This is a genomic window from Kitasatospora sp. NPDC049285 (genome assembly GCF_040678815.1).
Lineage (GTDB): Bacteria > Actinomycetota > Actinomycetes > Streptomycetales > Streptomycetaceae > Kitasatospora.
This window is the reverse complement of record NZ_JBFAQR010000066.1, coordinates 1-17,074: the sequence shown is the minus strand read 5'-3', so window position 1 is coordinate 17,074 and position 17,074 is coordinate 1. Positions and strand designations below refer to the sequence as shown.

General features: G+C 72.4%; 11 protein-coding genes and 1 pseudogene. 7 read left to right on the top strand and 5 right to left on the bottom strand.

The genetic code is table 11. The annotated features are described in order from the left end of the window. Positions 1 to 470 precede the first annotated feature (470 nt). Positions 471 to 902: pseudogene (locus AB0K51_RS29490) on the top strand (universal stress protein); the annotation flags it as partial. Positions 903 to 1,085: 183 nt separating this feature from the next. Here the strand turns inward: AB0K51_RS29490 and AB0K51_RS29485 are convergent. From AB0K51_RS29485 to AB0K51_RS29470, 4 genes are all read right to left on the bottom strand, one after another. Continuing rightward, positions 1,086 to 2,276 (bottom strand): acyl-CoA dehydrogenase family protein, encoded by a 1,191-nt coding sequence (locus tag AB0K51_RS29485; protein WP_363460361.1) that lies wholly within the window; start codon positions 2,274 to 2,276, stop codon positions 1,086 to 1,088. A gap of 58 nt (positions 2,277 to 2,334) precedes the next feature. Further along, entirely contained in the window at positions 2,335 to 3,462 is a 1,128-nt protein-coding gene (locus AB0K51_RS29480; RefSeq protein WP_363460359.1) for a hydroxymethylglutaryl-CoA lyase, read from the bottom strand. After that, positions 3,459 to 5,657, bottom strand: a complete 2,199-nt coding sequence (locus tag AB0K51_RS29475) for a biotin carboxylase N-terminal domain-containing protein (RefSeq protein WP_363460357.1) — start codon at positions 5,655 to 5,657, stop codon at positions 3,459 to 3,461. The genes AB0K51_RS29480 and AB0K51_RS29475 overlap by 4 nt, the downstream gene beginning before the upstream one ends. Before the next feature lie 137 nt (positions 5,658 to 5,794). Next, positions 5,795 to 7,507, bottom strand: coding sequence for a carboxyl transferase domain-containing protein (locus AB0K51_RS29470; RefSeq protein WP_363460355.1), 1,713 nt, complete (start codon positions 7,505 to 7,507; stop codon positions 5,795 to 5,797). A gap of 130 nt (positions 7,508 to 7,637) precedes the next feature. Here AB0K51_RS29470 and AB0K51_RS29465 point away from each other — a divergent pair, with 130 nt between their 5' ends. The 3 genes from AB0K51_RS29465 to AB0K51_RS29455 all read left to right on the top strand — a co-directional run bounded on the left by AB0K51_RS29465 (position 7,638) and on the right by AB0K51_RS29455 (position 13,116). Next, positions 7,638 to 8,339 carry a helix-turn-helix domain-containing protein gene (locus AB0K51_RS29465; RefSeq protein WP_363460353.1) on the top strand — a complete coding sequence of 234 codons (702 nt, stop codon included), beginning with the start codon at positions 7,638 to 7,640 and terminating at the stop codon, positions 8,337 to 8,339. A 233-nt stretch (positions 8,340 to 8,572) separates the two neighbouring features. Then, positions 8,573 to 12,283 carry an ABC transporter ATP-binding protein gene (locus AB0K51_RS29460; protein ID WP_363460351.1) on the top strand — a complete coding sequence of 1,237 codons (3,711 nt, stop codon included), beginning with the start codon at positions 8,573 to 8,575 and terminating at the stop codon, positions 12,281 to 12,283. Positions 12,284 to 12,615: 332 nt separating this feature from the next. Then, entirely contained in the window at positions 12,616 to 13,116 is a 501-nt protein-coding gene (locus AB0K51_RS29455; protein ID WP_363460349.1) for an NUDIX domain-containing protein, read from the top strand. Positions 13,117 to 13,135: 19 nt separating this feature from the next. On the opposite strand, the gene AB0K51_RS29450 is transcribed toward AB0K51_RS29455, so the two are convergent. Beyond that, the gene (locus AB0K51_RS29450) at positions 13,136 to 13,756 is read right to left on the bottom strand and encodes a hypothetical protein (protein WP_363460347.1); all 621 of its coding nucleotides are present in this window, start codon (positions 13,754 to 13,756) and stop codon (positions 13,136 to 13,138) included. A gap of 306 nt (positions 13,757 to 14,062) precedes the next feature. Between AB0K51_RS29450 and trpS the strand changes: the two genes are divergently transcribed. The 3 genes from trpS (at position 14,063) to AB0K51_RS29435 (ending at position 16,919) form a co-directional block, all read left to right on the top strand. Further along, on the top strand, positions 14,063 to 15,133 hold the full coding sequence (gene trpS / locus AB0K51_RS29445) for a tryptophan--tRNA ligase (protein WP_363460345.1): 1,071 nt from the start codon (positions 14,063 to 14,065) through the stop codon (positions 15,131 to 15,133). 129 nt (positions 15,134 to 15,262) lie between these two features. Further along, positions 15,263 to 16,192, top strand: coding sequence for an LD-carboxypeptidase (locus tag AB0K51_RS29440; protein ID WP_363460343.1), 930 nt, complete (start codon positions 15,263 to 15,265; stop codon positions 16,190 to 16,192). A gap of 10 nt (positions 16,193 to 16,202) precedes the next feature. Next, the gene (locus AB0K51_RS29435) at positions 16,203 to 16,919 is read left to right on the top strand and encodes a nucleoside/nucleotide kinase family protein (RefSeq protein ID WP_363460341.1); all 717 of its coding nucleotides are present in this window, start codon (positions 16,203 to 16,205) and stop codon (positions 16,917 to 16,919) included. Positions 16,920 to 17,074: the final 155 nt, after the last annotated feature.

Genomic DNA, 17,074 nt, shown 5'->3' with positions numbered 1-17,074 from the left:
CCTGTCGGCCCATCTCAGCTGAAGAGTCTTGAGTCATGGCTGGTCACGAGCCCCCGGGTCACCTGCCTCCCGGGACTGTCACCAACAGCTCGCCCGACGGCGGGCCCGCTGCCGAGCGCCGCGGCACAGCACCGATCGCCGGTCCGCCACGCCAGGACGACAACTCCGCTCGCGGGCGCCTCGATCGGCCACGGATCCGACCGCGCCGGGACAGCACCGGCGCACCGCGGCACGCCGCGTCGGGGCGCGCTGAAGCTGGGCATGCCACGGTGGGGCACGCCGACTCCGGGGGCGCGGCGCCAGAGCCCTCAGTGCCCCGTTACCCCTCGTACGGATACCACGTACCCGAGTACCCGGGTGCCGACCGACCGTCGCACGGAGCGGAGGACGCCATGACCGACAGCTCCCACCCCATCGTCGGCCGCCGTGACGGCGAAGGCGAACCCCGGCTCCGCGAAGAGGAGTCACGCGCCTGCGACCCGCAGTTCCAGCACGGCGTGGTGGTCGGCTTCGACGGCTCGCTGTCCAGCGAACGCGCCTTGGCCTACGCGGTCGGCATGGCCCGCCGCTCCCAGTGCGGACTGGTGATCGTCCACGTCGCCAACCGGCTCCCCGCCACCGTCTGGGCCGGCTGCGAACCTCCCGTCTTCGTCGACCTGCCGGACCACCGCACCGAGATCCTCGGCCTCGAACTCGCCTGCGCCGACTTCCTCAGCGGCGTCCCCTGGATCCTGGTGGAACGCGGCGGCGACATCTGCCACGAGATCGAGGAGGTCGGCCGTGAGTACGCCGCCGACGCGATCGTGGTCGGCAGTACGCACGGCCTGCTGGGCAAGCTCTTCGGCTCCGTCTCCGGCCGCCTGGCCCGCCGGGCGAACCGTCCGGTGATCGTCATCCCGTAGCCGCACCGCACCGTAATGCCCGGGCCGGTCGGGGCCGAGGCAGTCGGGGCGGGTGAGGAGGGGTAGGGGAGAGGCGGCAGGGCGTGCCGGAGCTGAGCCGGACCCGACGTCCCGGACGTCGGGCCGACTCCTCGGACGGAATCAAGTTCTCGAACGAGCATGGCCGTCAACGGCCAGGGCTGTTCAGGAGGTCATGCCGAGCTCTCGCGCGATGAGCATCCGCTGGACCTCCGACGTGCCCTCACCGATCTCCAGGATCTTGCAGTCACGCCAGAACCTGGCGACCGGGTACTCGTTCATGAAGCCGTATCCGCCGTGGATCTGGGTCGCCTCGCGGGCGTTGTCCACCGCCGCCTCGGAGGCGAACAGCTTGGCGATGGCTGCCTCCTTCTTGAAGGGCTCGGAGTGCAGCAGCCGGGAGGCGGCGTCCCGCCAGGCGAGGCGGGAGGTGTGTGCGCGCATCTCCATGTCGGCGAGCTTGAACTGGATGGCCTGATTGGCGCCGATCGGCCGGCCGAAGGCGCGGCGGGTCTCGGCGTAGGCGAGCGACTGGTCGACGCATCCCTGGGCCAGGCCGGTGGACAGCGCCGCGATGGCGATGCGGCCCTCGTCGAGGATGCGCAGGAACTGGGCGTAGCCGCGGCCTCGGGGTCCGAGCAGGTTGGCCGCGGGAACTCGGCAGTCGGTGAAGGACAGTTCGCGGGTGTCGGAGGCGTTCCACCCGACCTTCGAGTACTTCTTGGACACCTGGAACCCGGGGGTCCCAGCGGGAACGATGATGGAGGAGATTTCCCTGCTTGGCGAGGGATTTGACCCGTTGTCACCCGAACGTGTGAGCGGTTCCGTCAGGGCGGTGACGGTCACCAATCCGGTGATGTCGGTGCCGGAGTTGGTGATGAAGCACTTGCTGCCGTTGATCACCCACTCGTCGGTGGCCTCGTCGTACCGGGCGGTGGTGCGGGTCGCCCCCGCGTCGGTGCCGCCCTCGGGCTCGGTCAGGCCGAAGGCGCCGAGCATCTCACCGGACGTCAGCTTCGGCAGCCACTCGCGCTTCTGCTCCTCGGTGCCGAATCGGTAGATCGGCATCGCGCCGAGCGAGACCGCGGCCTCCAGAGTGATCGCCACCGAGGAGTCGACCCGGGCCAGCTCCTCCAGGGCCAGGCAGAGCGCGAAGTAGTCGCCGCCCATGCCGCCGTACTCCTCGGGGAAGGGCAGGCCGAACAGGCCCATCCGCCCCATCTCCCGGACGATGTCGTACGGGAATTCGTTCTGCTCGTAGTATTCGCCGATCTTCGGCGCGACCACATCGTTGGCGAACTCCGCAACGGTGCGGCGGAGTTCTTCGTACTCGGTGCTCAGCCGGTGGTCGAGCATGGGGTGATCCTCCCGGGATCGAGGCTTCGTGGGCCTGTTGAGGGTGGGGAGACGGAGGTCAGGACGTCGGTCCGAGCAGGGCGCGGACGGTCCGGGACGGGCTGGGGCGGCCGAGTTGACGGGCCATCCAGCCGCTCGTGGCGGCCAGGGACGCGAGGTCCACGCCGGTCTCGATGCCGAGGCCGTGGAGCATCCACACCAGGTCCTCGGTGGCCAGGTTGCCGGTGGCGCTCTTGGCGTACGGGCAGCCGCCGAGGCCGCCCGCCGAGGCGTCCACCACGGTCACTCCGGCGCGCAGCGCGGCCAGCGTGTTGGCGAGGGCCTGCCCGTAGGTGTCGTGGAAGTGGACGGCCAGCCGTTCGATCGGAACACCCGCGCGAGTGAAGCCGTCGAGCAGTGCGTTGACCTGACCGGGCGTCGCCACGCCGATGGTGTCGCCGAGACTCAGCTCGGCGCAGCCCATCTCCAGCAGGGTGACGCCGTGCCGGACCACCTGGTCGACCGGGACCCGGCCCTCCCAGGGGTCGCCGAAGCACATCGAGAGGTATCCGCGGACCGGCAGCCCGGCGTCCGTTGCGCGTTCCACGACGGGCCGGAACATCGCCATCGCCTCGTCCGCCGAGCGGTTGAGGTTGCGTCGGGCGAAGGTCTCGGTGGCGCTGGCGAACACCGCCACCTCGCCCGCGTGGTGGGCCAGCGCGCGGTCCAGGCCGCGCTCGTTGGGCACCAGCACCGGCAGTCGCAGGCCGGGGTACCGCTCGGGCAGGCCGGTCAGCCGGGGCATCAGCTCCTCGGCGTCGGCCAGCTGGGGCACCCACTTCGGGTGGACGAAGCTGGTGGCCTCCACGGTGCGCAGCCCGGCCGCGGCGAGCCGGGCGATGAACTCGGCCTTGACCTCGACCGGGACGAGCGAACCCTCGTTCTGCAGCCCGTCCCGCGGACCGACCTCGTGGATCCGCACCCGCGCGGGCAGCTCGGGATCGCGGACCGGGTCGGGCAGGCCGAGCTCGAGCACGGTCGGCTCGGCCTCGGCGAGAGCCGCGGTCTGACCGTCCGTCTCGGTCCCGACCGAAGCTACGGTCTGACGGTCCGTCTCGGTCCCGACCGAAGTGGTGGCCTGACGGTCCGCCTCGGCCTTGATCGAAGCGGTGGCCTGACGGTCGGTCGGGTCTGAAGTCGCGCTCATCGGGCCACCTCCGCAGTGACATCGGCCGGCGTCGTCCCGGGCGCGGTCTCGGCCGACTCCTCGTCGGCGACGACCACCGCCAGCGGCTCGTCCATCGCCACCGTCGCGCCGGCGGTGACCCGCACCTCGCCGACGGTGCCGTCGTGCGGCGCGGAGATCACGTGCTCCATCTTCATCGCCTCCAGCACCAGAAGTGCCTGGCCGCGGCTGACCCGCTCGCCGACCTGTGCCTTGACCACGGTGACGGTGCCCGGCATCGGGGCGGTGAGGGTGCCGTGGTGGGCGGCGCCACCGGCCGCGCGTTCGGCGATTGCGTCGAACGGGTGAACGAGCCAGGCGTCTCCGTCGGCACCGAGCCAGTAGCCGACGCCCTCGGGGGTGTCCTCGGCGGTGACCGTGAACGTGGTCTGCAGGCCGTCAACCACAAGGCGCAGCAGGTTCCGGTCGCGCACCGCGCGGCCGCGGCGGACCGGTCCGCCGTCGAGTCGCAGCTCCAGGTCGGGGGTGGTCGCGCTCGAAAAACCGATAGCGCTCTCGATTTCACCGCTGGTAGTCATTCGGCAGCTCACGGTGACTGGTTCCCGGCCGGTCAGCCGGAGCCGGTGCGTGGTCCAGGCGGCCTCGCCACCGAGTCGCCAGCCGGAAGGGAGGGAGAAGGGATCGGTCCAGCCGTCGGAGGCGTCGGCCGGGCCGAGGTCGAGCTGTCGCGCCATCGCGGCGGCGAAGTAGAGCAGGTCGATCGATTCGGGCCGGGTGTAGGGAGAGCTCAGCAAGGAGGGGTCCTGCTTGGCACTGCGCTCCACCAGGCCGGTGTCGAGCCGGCCCGCCGTCACCTCGGGCTGCGCCAGCAGCCGGCGCAGGTAGCCGGTGTTGGTGGTGACGCCCAGGATGCGGGTCTCGGACAGTGCGGCCCGCAGCCGGCGGATCGCGGTCGGGCGGTCGGGCCCGTACGCGATCACCTTGGCGAGCATCGGGTCGTACAGGCTGCCGACCCGGTCACCGGGTGCGATTCCGGAGTCCACCCGGACGCCCTCCCCGGAGGGCTCGTCCAGCAGCAGGACCCGGCCGCCGGTGGGCAGGAAGTCCCGCTCCGGGTCCTCGGCGCAGATGCGGGCCTCGATCGCGTGGCCCAGGAAGGAGATGTCGGACTGACCGAACGGCAGTGCCTCGCCCGCGGCGACGCGCAGCTGCCACTCGACCAGGTCGAGCCGCTCCGGTCCCTCGGGCCCGGCGACGGCGACGGCCAACTCGGTGACGGGGTGTTCCACCTGGAGGCGGGTGTTCATCTCCATGAAGAAGAAGTCGAGGACGCCCTCGGAGTCCGGCCCGGCCGGATCTCCGCCGGGAACGATGAACTCGACCGTGCCGGCACCGGTGTAGCCGCACGCCTCCGCGGCGCGCACCGCGGCCGCGCCCATCGCGGCGCGGGTCTCGGGGTTCAACAGGACGGAGGGAGCCTCTTCGATGAGTTTCTGATGGCGGCGCTGCAGACTGCACTCGCGCTCGCCGAGGTGGACGGTCCGGCCGTGGGTGTCGGCCAGGACCTGCACCTCGATGTGGCGGGGCTGGTCGACCCAGCGCTCCAGCAACAGGGTGTCGTCGCCGAACGCGGTGCGGGCCACCCGGCGGGCGGCGGCGAGCTCGGCGGGCAGCTCGGCCGGGTCGCGGACCAGCCGCATGCCCTTGCCGCCGCCGCCGGCCGAGGGCTTGAGCAGCACCGGGTAGCCGATCCGGGCCGCTGCCTCGATCAGCTGCTGGTCGCTGGGCGCGCCATCCTCGCTGCCGGGGACGACCGGGACCCCGGCGACCCGGACGGCCTCCTTGGCGTTGATCTTGTCGCCCATCAGTTCCACCGCAGCCGGCGGCGGGCCGATGAAGACCAGTCCGGCGTCGGCGCAGGCCTTGGCGAAGCCCGGGTTCTCGGCGAGGAAGCCGTAGCCGGGGTGGACGGCCTGGGCGCCGGTGCGGCGGGCGGCGTCCAGGATCAGGTCGGCGCGCAGGTAGGTCTCGGCCGCCGAGCTGTCGCTCCGGTCGGCCGGGCCGAGCCGGACGGCCAGGTCGGCGGCCCGGACGTGCGGGGCGTCGGCGTCCGCGTCGCTGTGCACGGCGACCGACCTCACGCCCAGCCTGCGCAGGGTGCGGATCACCCGCAGGGCGATCTCGCCGCGGTTGGCGACGAGCACGGTGTCGAACATGGGAGGGGTGCCTCCGTCACGAGAGGAGCGGTAAGCGAACTGACGAATCGTCATCGGATCAGTCCGCCGGGGCGGTGCGTGCTCCGGGGAGCGGCCGTCGGTCGGCGGCGGGTGCGGTGCCGCCGACCGACGGGCCGTCACATCCGGAAGACGCCGAACGGGCGTGGCTCGGCGAGCGGGGCGTTGGCGCAGGCGGTGAGCGCCAGGCCGAGCACCGTACGGGTCTGCATCGGGTCGATCACCCCGTCGTCCCACAGCCGGGCGGTGGCGTAGTAGGCGTTGCCCTGCCGCTCGTACTGCTCGCGGACCGGGCGCTTGAACTCGTCCTCCGCCTCGGCGGGCCAGTCCTCGCCCTGCGCCTCCAGCTGGTCGCGGCGGACGGTGGCCAGCACCGAGGCCGCCTGCTCGCCGCCCATCACGGAGATCTTCGCGTTCGGCCACATCCACAGGAAGCGAGGCGAGTACGCCCGGCCGCACATCGAGTAGTTCCCCGCGCCGTACGAGCCGCCGATCACCACCGTCAGCTTGGGCACCCGGGTGCAGGCCACCGCGGTGACCATCTTGGCGCCGTGCTTGGCGATGCCGCCGGCCTCGTACTGGCGCCCGACCATGAAGCCCGTGATGTTCTGCAGGAAGAGGAGGGGGATGCCCCGCTGGTCGCACAACTCGATGAAGTGCGCGCCCTTCTGCGCCGACTCGGCGAACAGGACGCCGTTGTTGGCGACGATCCCGACCGGGTGCCCGTGGATCCGGGCGAAGCCGGTCACCAGGGTCGCGCCGTACTCGGCCTTGAACTCGGCGAACCGGCTGCCGTCCACCAGTCGGGCGATCACCTCGCGCACGTCGTAAGGCGTCCGCGGGTCCACCGGCACCGCGCCGTACAGCCCGGCCGGGTCGACCGCGGGCGGCTCGACCGGCGTGAGCGGCCAGGGCTTGCCGGCGCGCTGGCCGAGCTCGGACACGATGGTGCGGACGATGGAGAGCGCGTGCGCGTCGTCCTCGGCCAGGTGGTCGGTGACGCCGGAGGTGCGGGAGTGCAGCTCGCCGCCGCCCAGCTCCTCCGCGGTCACGACCTCGCCGGTGGCGGCCTTCACCAGCGGGGGTCCGCCCAGGAAGATGGTGCCCTGGTTGCGGACGATCACCGCCTGGTCGCTCATCGCCGGGACGTAGGCGCCGCCCGCGGTGCAGGAGCCCAGCACCGCCGCGATCTGCGGGATCCCGGCGGCGGACAGTCGCGCCTGGTTGTAGAAGATCCGGCCGAAGTGGTCGCGGTCCGGGAAGACCTCGTCCTGCATCGGCAGGAACGCGCCGCCGGAGTCCACCAGGTAGATGCAGGGCAGCCGGTTCTCCAGTGCCACCTCCTGCGCCCGCAGGTGCTTCTTCACCGTCATCGGGTAGTAGGTGCCGCCCTTGACGGTGGCGTCGTTGGCGACGACCAGCACCTCACGGCCGGCCACCCGGCCGATGCCGGCGATCACCCCGGCCGCCGGGGCCGCGCCGCCGTACAGGCCGTCGGCCGCCAGCGGTGCCAGCTCCAGGAAGGGCGAGCCCGGGTCGAGCAGGGTGTCCACGCGGTCGCGGGGCAGCAGCTTGCCGCGTGCGGTGTGCTTGGCGCGCGCCTTCTCGCCGCCGCCGAGCGCCGCCGCGGCGAGCTTGCCGCGCAGTTCGGCGACCAGCGCGCGGTGCGCCTCGACGTTGGCGCGGAAGCCCGGCGAGGAGACGTCGGCCGCGCTTTCCAGCCGGGGTGCGGGGGCGTCGGCCGGGTTCACGGCCGGCGCCGGTACCGCCGCCGCCGGGTAGGGCTGCGGGGTCGGCGACCAGGGTGCGGTCTGAGCCGAAATGGGGACCATCCCAAGAGCTCCCTTGCCCTCGGAGTCGGATCAGGGCAGGCCGAAGGGCGAGCCGGCCGGCCCGTGTTAATGAGCGTTAACTCTCTGGCCAGGTTAACCAGCGATAACCCGACTGTCTACGATGGGCAGCATGCCCAACCGTCCCGCCGCCCCCGCGCTCCCACGCCGTGACCAGATCCGGAAGGAAGCCGCCAGGCTGTTCGCCGCCCGCGGTTTCCTCGGCGTCGGCGTCGACGAAATCGGCAAGGCGGTCGGCATCAGCGGCCCGGGCCTGTACCGGCACTTCGCGGGCAAGGACGCGATGCTCGCCGACCTGCTGGTCGGCATCAGTGAGCGTCTGCTGGAGGAGGGGCGCCGCCGGGCCGGTGAGGCCACCGGCCCGCAGGCCGCGCTGGACGCCCTGATCGTCGGCCACGTCGACTTCGCGCTGGACGACCGGGACTTGATCATCCTGCACGACCGTGAACTGCTCCACCTCAAGGAGGAGGACCGGCGCCGGGTGCGCCGACTGCAGCGCGGCTACGTCGAGCTCTGGGTCGAGGTGGTCCGCGAGGCCTTCCCGGCGCTGGCCGCCGCCGAGGCCGCGCCGGTCGCCCGGGCCGCCGTCCACGCGGTCTTCGGCCTGCTGAACTCCACCCCGCACAGCGCCGCCCGGCAGCCCGCGGCCGTCGCCCCGTCCGCCGCCTCCGCCGCCCTCGCCGCGACGAGCGAGTCGTCCGCCGATCGGACCGGCCTGTCCCGGGACAGCATGGCCGCGCTGCTGTGCGCGCTGGCCCAGGGCGCGTTCGTCGCGGCGGCCGCCGAGGTCGCCGACGCCCGCTCGGTCGCCTGACCTGCGCGGAGGCGTCGAAGCTCGGGGTGCCGCCGCGGTGGAGGGTGTACCTCTCTACACCCCCGCCTAGGACGATCGGCTGACTTGGATCTAGCCGACCGTCGGAGGCGCAGCACCCCGGACCGCGGGCACCCTGGAGTCGGGAAGGAAGCTCGACCGCCGGTCGTTGGCCTCCCATGCGCCCCTCGAACCCGATGGACGCTCGACCGCCCGAATGGTTAGCATCACTAAATATGCCCGAGACTCATGGTTTCCCAGAGCAAGGCTGGCTCCGCCGGCTCGGTGGCTACTGTTGGCGCTACCGTCGCAACCTGCTGCTGTCGTTCGGCGCGTCCCTCGTCGGCATGGCGATCACCGCGGTCGTCCCGCTCATCACCAAGCTGATCATCGACGATGTGATCACCACGCACCGCCGTCCGCTCGCCCCGTGGGCGGTGCTGCTGCTGGTCGCCGCGGCGGCGGTGTTCCTGTGCACCCAGATCCGGCGCTACTACGGCGGGCAGCTGGCCCTCGACGTGCAGCACGACATGCGCGCCGACCTGTTCCGCTCGCTCACCCGGCTCGACGGCCACCGGCAGGACCGGCTCGACACCGGCCAGGTGGTCGGCCGGGCCACCTCCGACCTCCAGTTGATCAACGGCCTGCTCTCGATGCTGCCGATGATGACGGGCTACGGCCTGATGTTCGTCATGTCGCTGGCGGTCATGCTCTGGCTCTCGGTGCCGCTGACGCTGATCGCTCTGGTGATGGCACCCGCCCTGTGGTGGCTGGCCGCGCTCAGCCGCAAGCGACTCTTCCCCGCCACCTGGGCGGCGCAGCAGCAGGCCGCCGAGGTCGCGGGAGTGGTGGACGCCGCGGTCGGCGGGGTCCGGGTGGTCAAGGGGTTCGGGCAGGAGGCCCAGGAGCGGGGCAAGCTGGAGCGGGTCTCGCGTGAGCTGTTCGCGGCCCGGCTGCGATCGATCAGGCTGAACTCCCGGTACACCCCGGCCATGCAGGCGGTACCCGCGCTCGGGCAGGTCGCGGTACTCGCCTTCGGCGGCTGGCTGGCGGTCCGCGGCGACGTCACGCTCGGCACCTTCGTCGCCTTCTCCACCTACCTGTCGCAGATGACCGGCCCGGTGCGGATGCTCGCCATGGTGGTGACCGTCGGCCAGCAGGCCCGGGCCGGCGTCGAGCGGGTGCTCCAGCTGATCGACCAGCGTCCGCTGGTCACCGAGGCCCGCGACGCCCGGCCGGTCGAGCCGGAGGCCGCCCCGTCCGGCACCCCCGCGCTGGAGCTCGACCGGGTCGGCTTCCACTACCACGCCGAGGAGCACCCCGAGCCCGGCACCGCACCGGACGGCGTTCCGGTGCTGGACGGCCTCAGCCTGCGCCTCGCGCCCGGCGAGACGCTGGCGCTGGTCGGCGCGTCCGGCTCGGGCAAGTCGACCGTCGCGCAGCTGGTGCCCCGGTTCTACGACCCCACCTCGGGCGAGGTCCGGCTGTTCGGCCAGGACCTGCGCGAGCTGACGCTGGACTCGGTGCGCGGCGCCATCGGCATCGTGCCGGAGGAGAGCTTCCTGTTCTCCGAGAGCGTCCGCACCAACATCGCGTACGGCCACATCGACGCCACCGAGGAGCAGATCCAGGCCGCCGCCCGGATCGCCCAGGCCGACGGCTTCATCCGCGAACTCCCCGACGGCTACGACACCAAGGTCGGCGAGCAGGGTCTCACCCTCTCCGGCGGTCAGCGCCAGCGCATCGCGCTGGCCCGGGCCATCCTCACCGACCCGCGGATCCTGCTGCTGGACGACGCCACCTCCGCGGCGGACCCGCACATCGAGGCGGAGATCCACGACGCGCTGGACAGCGTGATGGCCGGTCGCACCACCCTGCTGATCGCCCACCGCCGTTCCACCCTGCAACTCGCCGACCGCATCGCGGTACTGGAGGCCGGCCGACTGATCGACCTCGGCACGCACGAGGAGCTCACCGCCCGATGTCCGCAGTACCGGGCGCTGATCACCGACCCGGACGCGCTCGCCGCCCCCGCCGCCCCGGCCGCGGAGGAGACCGCGTCCGCAGAAGCCGCCGCCGACACCCCCGCCGCCGAGAAGCCCGGCGCCGATGCCGAACTGCTCGCCAAGGTCGCCGCCCTGCCGCCGGCCAGCGACGCGCCGGACATCCCGATCGAGCAGGCCGAGGCTGCCGACCCCAGGTTCAACCTGGCCCGGCTGCTCGCCCCGTTCCGTCGCCCGCTGCTGCTCGCGCTGCTGCTGGTCGCGTTGGACACCGTCGCCGGGCTGACCCTGCCGATCCTGATCCGGCACGGCATCGACGACGGCGTCAGCAAGGCCGCGATCGGCGGCGTCGCGGTCGCCGCGCTGCTGGCACTCACCGTGGTGCTGCTCGACTGGCTGGTGCAGGCCACCGAGAGCCGGGTCTCCGGCCGCACCGGCGAGCGGGTGCTCTACACCCTGCGGCTGAAGATCTTCGCCCACCTGAACCGGCTCGGCCTCGACTACTACGAGCGCGAGCTGACCGGCCGGATCATGACCCGGATGACCACCGACGTGGACTCCATCTCCTCGTTCCTGCAGACCGGCGTGGTCACCGCCGTGGTCAGCCTGTTCACCTTCTTCGGCATCTTCGCCGCCCTCGTGGTGATCGACGCGGGCCTGGCGCTGGTGGTGCTCGCGGTGCTCCCGCCACTGGTCATCGCCACCCTGGTGTTCCGCAAGAAGTCCGCCCAGCAGTACCAGATCTCCCGTGACCTGATCAGCACCGTCAACGCCGACCTGCAGGAGAACGTCGCGGGCATGCGGATCGTCCAGGCGTTCCGCCGCCAGGACGCCAACACCGACCGCTTCGTCGAGCGCGGCCTCGCCTACCGGGACGCCCGGGTCCGCGCCCAGCTGTACATCTCGCTGTACTTCCCGTTCGTGCAGTTCCTCTCCAGCGTCGCCTCCGCGCTGGTGCTGATCGCCGGCGCCACCCGGGTCGACGACGGCACGCTCACCATCGGCGCACTGGTCGCCTACCTGCTGTACATCGACCTGTTCTTCGCCCCTGTCAACCAGCTCTCGCAGATCTTCGACGGCTACCAGCAGGCCGCCGTCGGCCTCGGCCGGATCCGCGAGCTGCTGCGCACGCCCACCAGCACCCCGCAGGCCGAGCGCCCGGTCCCGGTCGGCGCGCTGCGCGGCGAGATCACCTTCGAGGACGTCAGCTTCGCCTACAACGGTGGCGGCGAGGGCAACCCCGAGGTGCTCTCCGGCATCGACCTCCACATCCCCGCCGGGCAGACCGTGGCCCTGGTCGGAGAGACCGGCGCGGGCAAGTCCACGCTGGTCAAGCTGGTCGCCCGGTTCTACGACGCGACCGGCGGCACCGTCCGGGTGGACGGCACCGACCTCACCGGTTACGACCTGGAGGGGTACCGGCACCGGCTCGGCGTGGTCCCGCAGGAGGCGTACCTGTTCGCCGGGACGGTCCGCGACGCCATCGCCTATGGCCGTCCCGACGCCGACGACGCGGAGGTGGAAGCCGCGGCCAAGGCGGTCGGCGCCCACGAGATGATCATCAGGTTGAGCGACGGCTACCGGCACCGGGTCGCCGCCCGCGGCCGCAACCTCTCCGCCGGGCAGCGTCAGCTCATCGCCCTCGCCCGCGCCGAACTGGTCGACCCCGACATCCTGCTGCTCGACGAGGCCACCGCCGCACTCGACCTGGCCACCGAAGCGGCCGTCAACCACGCCGCCGACCGGCTCAGCGGCGGGCGCACCACACTGGTGATCGCCCACCGGCTGACCACCGCCGAGCGCGCCGACCGGATCGTCGTCCTCGACCACGGCCGCATCGTGGAGGACGGCACCCACGCCGAACTGCTCGACCGTGACGGCACCTACGCCAAGCTGTGGAGCGCCTTCATCGCGGAGGGCCACCCGGCACCCGTGCCGAGCTGACGTTCCGTCACCGCCGTGATCGGACGGCCGCTCCGGCGGCCGTTCGATCGCGGAGCTGCCTCGGCCGGGCCGCCGGGTACACCGGAATGGGGGCGATCCTCGGCACACTTCTGCGGTCACCGCCGTCCCGCCCACCCTGGCCGCCCGACCCGCCGTCCGATGACGCCTCGTCAGTTAGCTGCCCGACCCATCCAGCCCGCGCGGAGAACGCCGAACTCCCGGGGCCACCACGGCAGAACGGCCCCGAAAGGCAGTCGACACCCCACCGGGACCTCTGCCAGGGTGAGCGCGTGCGACGGATCTTCGGACGACCGAAACCCACTGGCCAGCGAATGCCACGCCGAGCGGCGCGGACGGTGGTGCTGTCACCGGCGGGTGAGGTGTTCCTGCTCCGCTCGGACAACTCCGAGGTCGGAGTCCACTGGACCATGCCGGGCGGCGGCCTGGAGCCGGGGGAGTCCCCGATCGAGGGCGCCCTGCGCGAGCTGCGCGAGGAGACCGGCTGGACGGACGTCGAACCGGGAGCGCTGCTCTGCACCTGGGAGCACGACTTCACCTGGCACGGCACCCCGGTGCGCCAGCACGAGCACATCTACCTGACGAACGGCCCGCGTCGCGAGCCCGGCGACGTCTCCGCCATGCACCGCGCCGACGGCATCCTGGACTGGCGCTGGTGGACGCCCGCCGAACTCGACGCCCCGGGCGCCGGACCGTTCTGGCCGCCCACCCTGCCCGCCCTGCTCGCCGACGTCCGTACCGCGGCACCCGGTTCGCCCGCGCCCGTCGACCTCGGCTACCTGCCGAACACCCCCGACGGCACCGTCCAGCGCTGACGGGAAGTCAGCCGGAGTCTCAGCGAACCTGGCGCCAACCCCGCCGACGGCCGCGGACCGACGGCAACTCGGCCTGCCAGTCGCGCAGCCCGAGCTCCCGGTCGTGCACCGCCTCCGGGTTGATCAGCACCGACAGCCGGGCAGCCCGCAGCTCGTCCGGGCCCAAACCCGTCGACTGCTGCAACTGCTCGGTCGGCACCGAGACCGCGATGGCCGGCCGCCACTCCGGCAGCACCACCTGACAGGTCCCCGCACTGAACCGCAGCAACTCCGCCGCCACCCGGCGGGCCGATGCCCGGACGCCCGATCCGCTGCTCTCCACCAACCCGGGCGAGCCGCCGATCAACACACCGAGCGGCGTACCCGAGTCCCCGGCCGTCTCAGCCACGTCGTCGTCCGGCCGCTGCTCCTCGACGGGCTCCACCCGCTGCGCCGGTACCAGGGGTATCGACCGGACCTGGCTCAACCGTCGCGAGGGCGCCGGCCGACGCGGCGGCCGCACCCGTCCCGCGACGCCGCCACCCGACCAGTCGCCCGCCGACCCCGCCGTCGGCCACCCGCTCGTCGAACGGGCGTCCGCCGTACGGTCGTCGGCGCCCGCGTCAGGCCGGTCCGCGGCGTTCTGGTCGTGCGAGGTCATGGCTCCAACCTTCCGGGTCTCAGGCTTGCCCGATCCTGCCCCACCGGTACGCCCCCGGCCAAGGGACGTGTGTACACACCCTTCCGGTTCCTCGTCCGGCCGGAAAACGCCATGCCGCCCTCCGCTCCCGCGAGTTAGGGTGAAGCCATGCCTCTCACGTCATGTCTGTGCTGGTGGCCGTCCTAGGGCGGCCACACCCCACGCATGACTTCAGGGCCGTCCGTACGGGCGGCCCTCGCGTTCACCTCGAACGGTCACGGGCCCCCTGCGGGCGGCCGCCGACCGCGCACCGAGGAGAACCACGCCATGACCGCCACTGCGGCCACCACCCCGAGTACCGCCCCGGGTACGGCACCGGGCACAGCCAACCCGCTGATCGCGTCCGGTGCCGAAGGCCACCACCGCATCCTCACCGGTGACCGCCCGACCGGACCGCTGCACCTCGGCCACTACTTCGGGACACTCCGCAACCGGGTCCAACTCCAGGATCAGGGTGTCGAGTTGATGATCGCGATCGCTGACTACCAGGTGATCACCGACCGCGACCGCGCCGATCGGCCGGCCGAGCACGCCGAGAACCTGGTCCTCGACTACCTCGCCGCCGGAGTCGACCCGCAGCGCGCCACCGTGTTCACGCACAGCGCCGTCCCGGCCCTCAACCAATTGCTGCTGCCCTTCCTCAGCCTGGTCAGCACCGCCGAGCTCTCCCGCAACCCCACCGTCAAGGACGAGATCGCCCACTCCCGGCAAGGCGCCGTCAGCGGACTGATGTTCACCTACCCCGTGCACCAGGCCGCCGACATCCTGTTCTGCAAGGCCGACCTGGTCCCGGTCGGCCAGGACCAGCTGCCCCACCTCGAACTCACCCGCACCGTCGCCCGCCGCTTCAACGACCGCTACGGCACGCTCTTCCCCGAACCCCAGGCACTGCTCTCCCGGGCACCGCTGCTGCTCGGCACCGACGGCACCAAGATGAGCAAGAGCCGCGCCAACGCCATCGCACTCGGCGCCACCGAGGACCAGACCGCCCGACTGCTGCGCGGCGCCGTCACCGACGCGGACCGGCACATCACCTACGACCCCGAGCACCGCCCCGGGGTCGCCAACCTCCTACTCCTCACCGCCCTCTGCCAGGACCGCGATCCGCACGCCGTCGCCGCCGAGATCGGCTCCGGCGGCGCCGCCCGCCTCAAGCACCTCGCCACCGAAGCCGTCAACGAGCACCTCCGCCCGCTCCGCGCCCGCCGAACCGAACTGGCCGCCGATCCCACCCTGCTCCGCGACGTCCTGCGCACCGGCAACGAACGCGCCAACGCCATCGCCGACACCACCCTCACCGAGGTCCGCACCGCCATGGGCCAGGTACTCCCAGACTGACCCGCCGTCACCACCCGCGGCCCGAAGTAGCGAAGCCCGTCGGGATAGCGCACGCCCGGGCGGGGATACCGTCACCAGGCGAAGATCCCCGCCCGGACCCTCCCGGTCGGCCCCTCGAAGGAGTACCCGATGCCGCTGCGCCCGCTCCGCCCCGGCGACCGGATCGCCCTGGCCGCCCCCAGCGGCGCGGTCGAGCCGGAACGACTCGCCCTCGGCACGGAGATCCTCCGCAGCTGGGACCTGGACGTGGTCACGCTGCCGCACGTCCACGACACCCACCCCCGCCTGTCCCACCTGGCCGGCACCGACGCGCACCGGGCCGCCGACCTGCAGGCCGCCTGGCTCGACCCCGACATCGCCGCCATCCTCTGCGTACGCGGTGGCTTCGGCGTCCAACGCATGGTCGACCTGATCGACTGGGACGCCCTCCGGGCCGCACCCCCCAAGCTGCTGGTCGGCTTCAGCGACATCACCGCCCTGCACGAGGCCGTCGCCCGGAACCTCGGCACCCCCACCCTCTACGGCCCGATGCCCGGCACCGTCGTCTTCAGCACCGACGCCCGCACCGCCGACCACCTGCGCCGCACCCTCTTCGAACCCGCCACCACCACCGTCCTCACCGGACCGGACGCCACCCCCCTGGTCCCCGGCCGAGCCCACGGCACCCTGATGGGCGGCTGCGCCTCCGTCCTCGCCGCCGACCGCGGCACTCCCGGCGCCCGCCCGGCCTTCGCCGGTGGGCTGCTCATCCTGGAGGACATCAACGAGCAGCCCTACCAACTCGACCGCATCCTCACCCAACTCCTGCGCAACGGCGCCCTCGACGGCGTGGCAGGCGTGGTGCTCGGCTCCTGGGAAGCCTGTGGCCCGCTCGACGCCGTCCGCGAGGTGATGCTCGACCGCCTCGGCGGTCTCGGCGTCCCCGTCCTGTGGGAACTCGGCTTCGGCCACAGCCCGTCCTCGCTCACCGTCCCCCTCGGCGTCCCCGCCACCCTCGACGCGGACGCCGGCACGGTCACCCTCGACGGACCCGTTCTCCGCGGTCCTACCGACGCGTAGGGTTCGAGCCATGCACGTCGAAGGCACCCCCACCACCCCGCCGGCCGCTGTCGCCCCCACCACCGCGGCCCAAGCAGTGGAACGTGCCCTAGGCCTGCTCCACGGCCGCGGCAGCGGCACCGGCCGAGCCCTGCTCGGCCTGGCCGGACCGCCCGCCGCCGGAAAGTCCGCCCTGGCCCACCACCTGATCACCGAGATCAACCGCCAGGAAGGCCCCGACACCGCCGCCTACCTCCCGCTCGACGGCTTCCACCTCTCCAACACCCAGCTCGACCGCCTCGGCCTCCGCCCGCGCAAGGGCGCCCCCGAGACCTTCGACGCCTGGGGATACCTCGCCCTCCTCCAGCGCGCCGCCGCCGACCGCTTCCACGAGATCTACGCCCCCGACTTCGACCGCACCCTCGACGAACCGGTCGCCGCGCGCCACCTGATCCACCCCCACACCCGCCTCGTCATCACCGAAGGCAACTACCTCGCCGTCCCCGCCACCCCGTGGGCGGACGCCCGCGCCCTCCTGCGCGAACTCTGGTACGTCGACACCGACGCCGCCGTCCGCGACACCCGCCTGCTCGCCCGCCACACCGCCGGCGGCCAGGACCACGCGGCCGCCCGCCACCGCGTCGACACCAACGACCAGCCCAACGCCACCCTGGTGGAGACCACCCGGACGGCCTGCGACTGGGTGGTCCGTCCGGGCGAGTTTGCACTTCACCGCCGGTCGGCGTAGTGTTCACTAGTCGCTCGGCAGGGAGCACCGGACACGTGTCTTCGTGGACGGTCCCGGAGCGGCCAATCCTCGTGAACCACCAGTTGATCCGTACCGGGTCGCGTCTTTTCGCGTCTCCGTTCGTATTTGCTGTGCGCTTTTTCGGAGATTGCGGC

What these genes read in the sequence shown, in the direction of transcription:
- AB0K51_RS29485 (WP_363460361.1), bottom strand. Translation starts at nt 2,276, where the DNA reads ATGCTCGACCACCGGCTGAGCACCGAGTACGAAGAACTCCGCCGCACC.
- AB0K51_RS29480 (WP_363460359.1), bottom strand. Translation starts at nt 3,462, where the DNA reads ATGAGCGCGACTTCAGACCCGACCGACCGTCAGGCCACCGCTTCGATC.
- AB0K51_RS29475 (WP_363460357.1), bottom strand. Translation starts at nt 5,657, where the DNA reads ATGTTCGACACCGTGCTCGTCGCCAACCGCGGCGAGATCGCCCTGCGG.
- AB0K51_RS29470 (WP_363460355.1), bottom strand. Translation starts at nt 7,507, where the DNA reads ATGGTCCCCATTTCGGCTCAGACCGCACCCTGGTCGCCGACCCCGCAG.
- AB0K51_RS29465 (WP_363460353.1), top strand. Translation starts at nt 7,638, where the DNA reads ATGCCCAACCGTCCCGCCGCCCCCGCGCTCCCACGCCGTGACCAGATC.
- AB0K51_RS29460 (WP_363460351.1), top strand. Translation starts at nt 8,573, where the DNA reads ATGCCCGAGACTCATGGTTTCCCAGAGCAAGGCTGGCTCCGCCGGCTC.
- AB0K51_RS29455 (WP_363460349.1), top strand. Translation starts at nt 12,616, where the DNA reads ATGCCACGCCGAGCGGCGCGGACGGTGGTGCTGTCACCGGCGGGTGAG.
- AB0K51_RS29450 (WP_363460347.1), bottom strand. Translation starts at nt 13,756, where the DNA reads ATGACCTCGCACGACCAGAACGCCGCGGACCGGCCTGACGCGGGCGCC.
- trpS (WP_363460345.1), top strand. Translation starts at nt 14,063, where the DNA reads ATGACCGCCACTGCGGCCACCACCCCGAGTACCGCCCCGGGTACGGCA.
- AB0K51_RS29440 (WP_363460343.1), top strand. Translation starts at nt 15,263, where the DNA reads ATGCCGCTGCGCCCGCTCCGCCCCGGCGACCGGATCGCCCTGGCCGCC.
- AB0K51_RS29435 (WP_363460341.1), top strand. Translation starts at nt 16,203, where the DNA reads ATGCACGTCGAAGGCACCCCCACCACCCCGCCGGCCGCTGTCGCCCCC.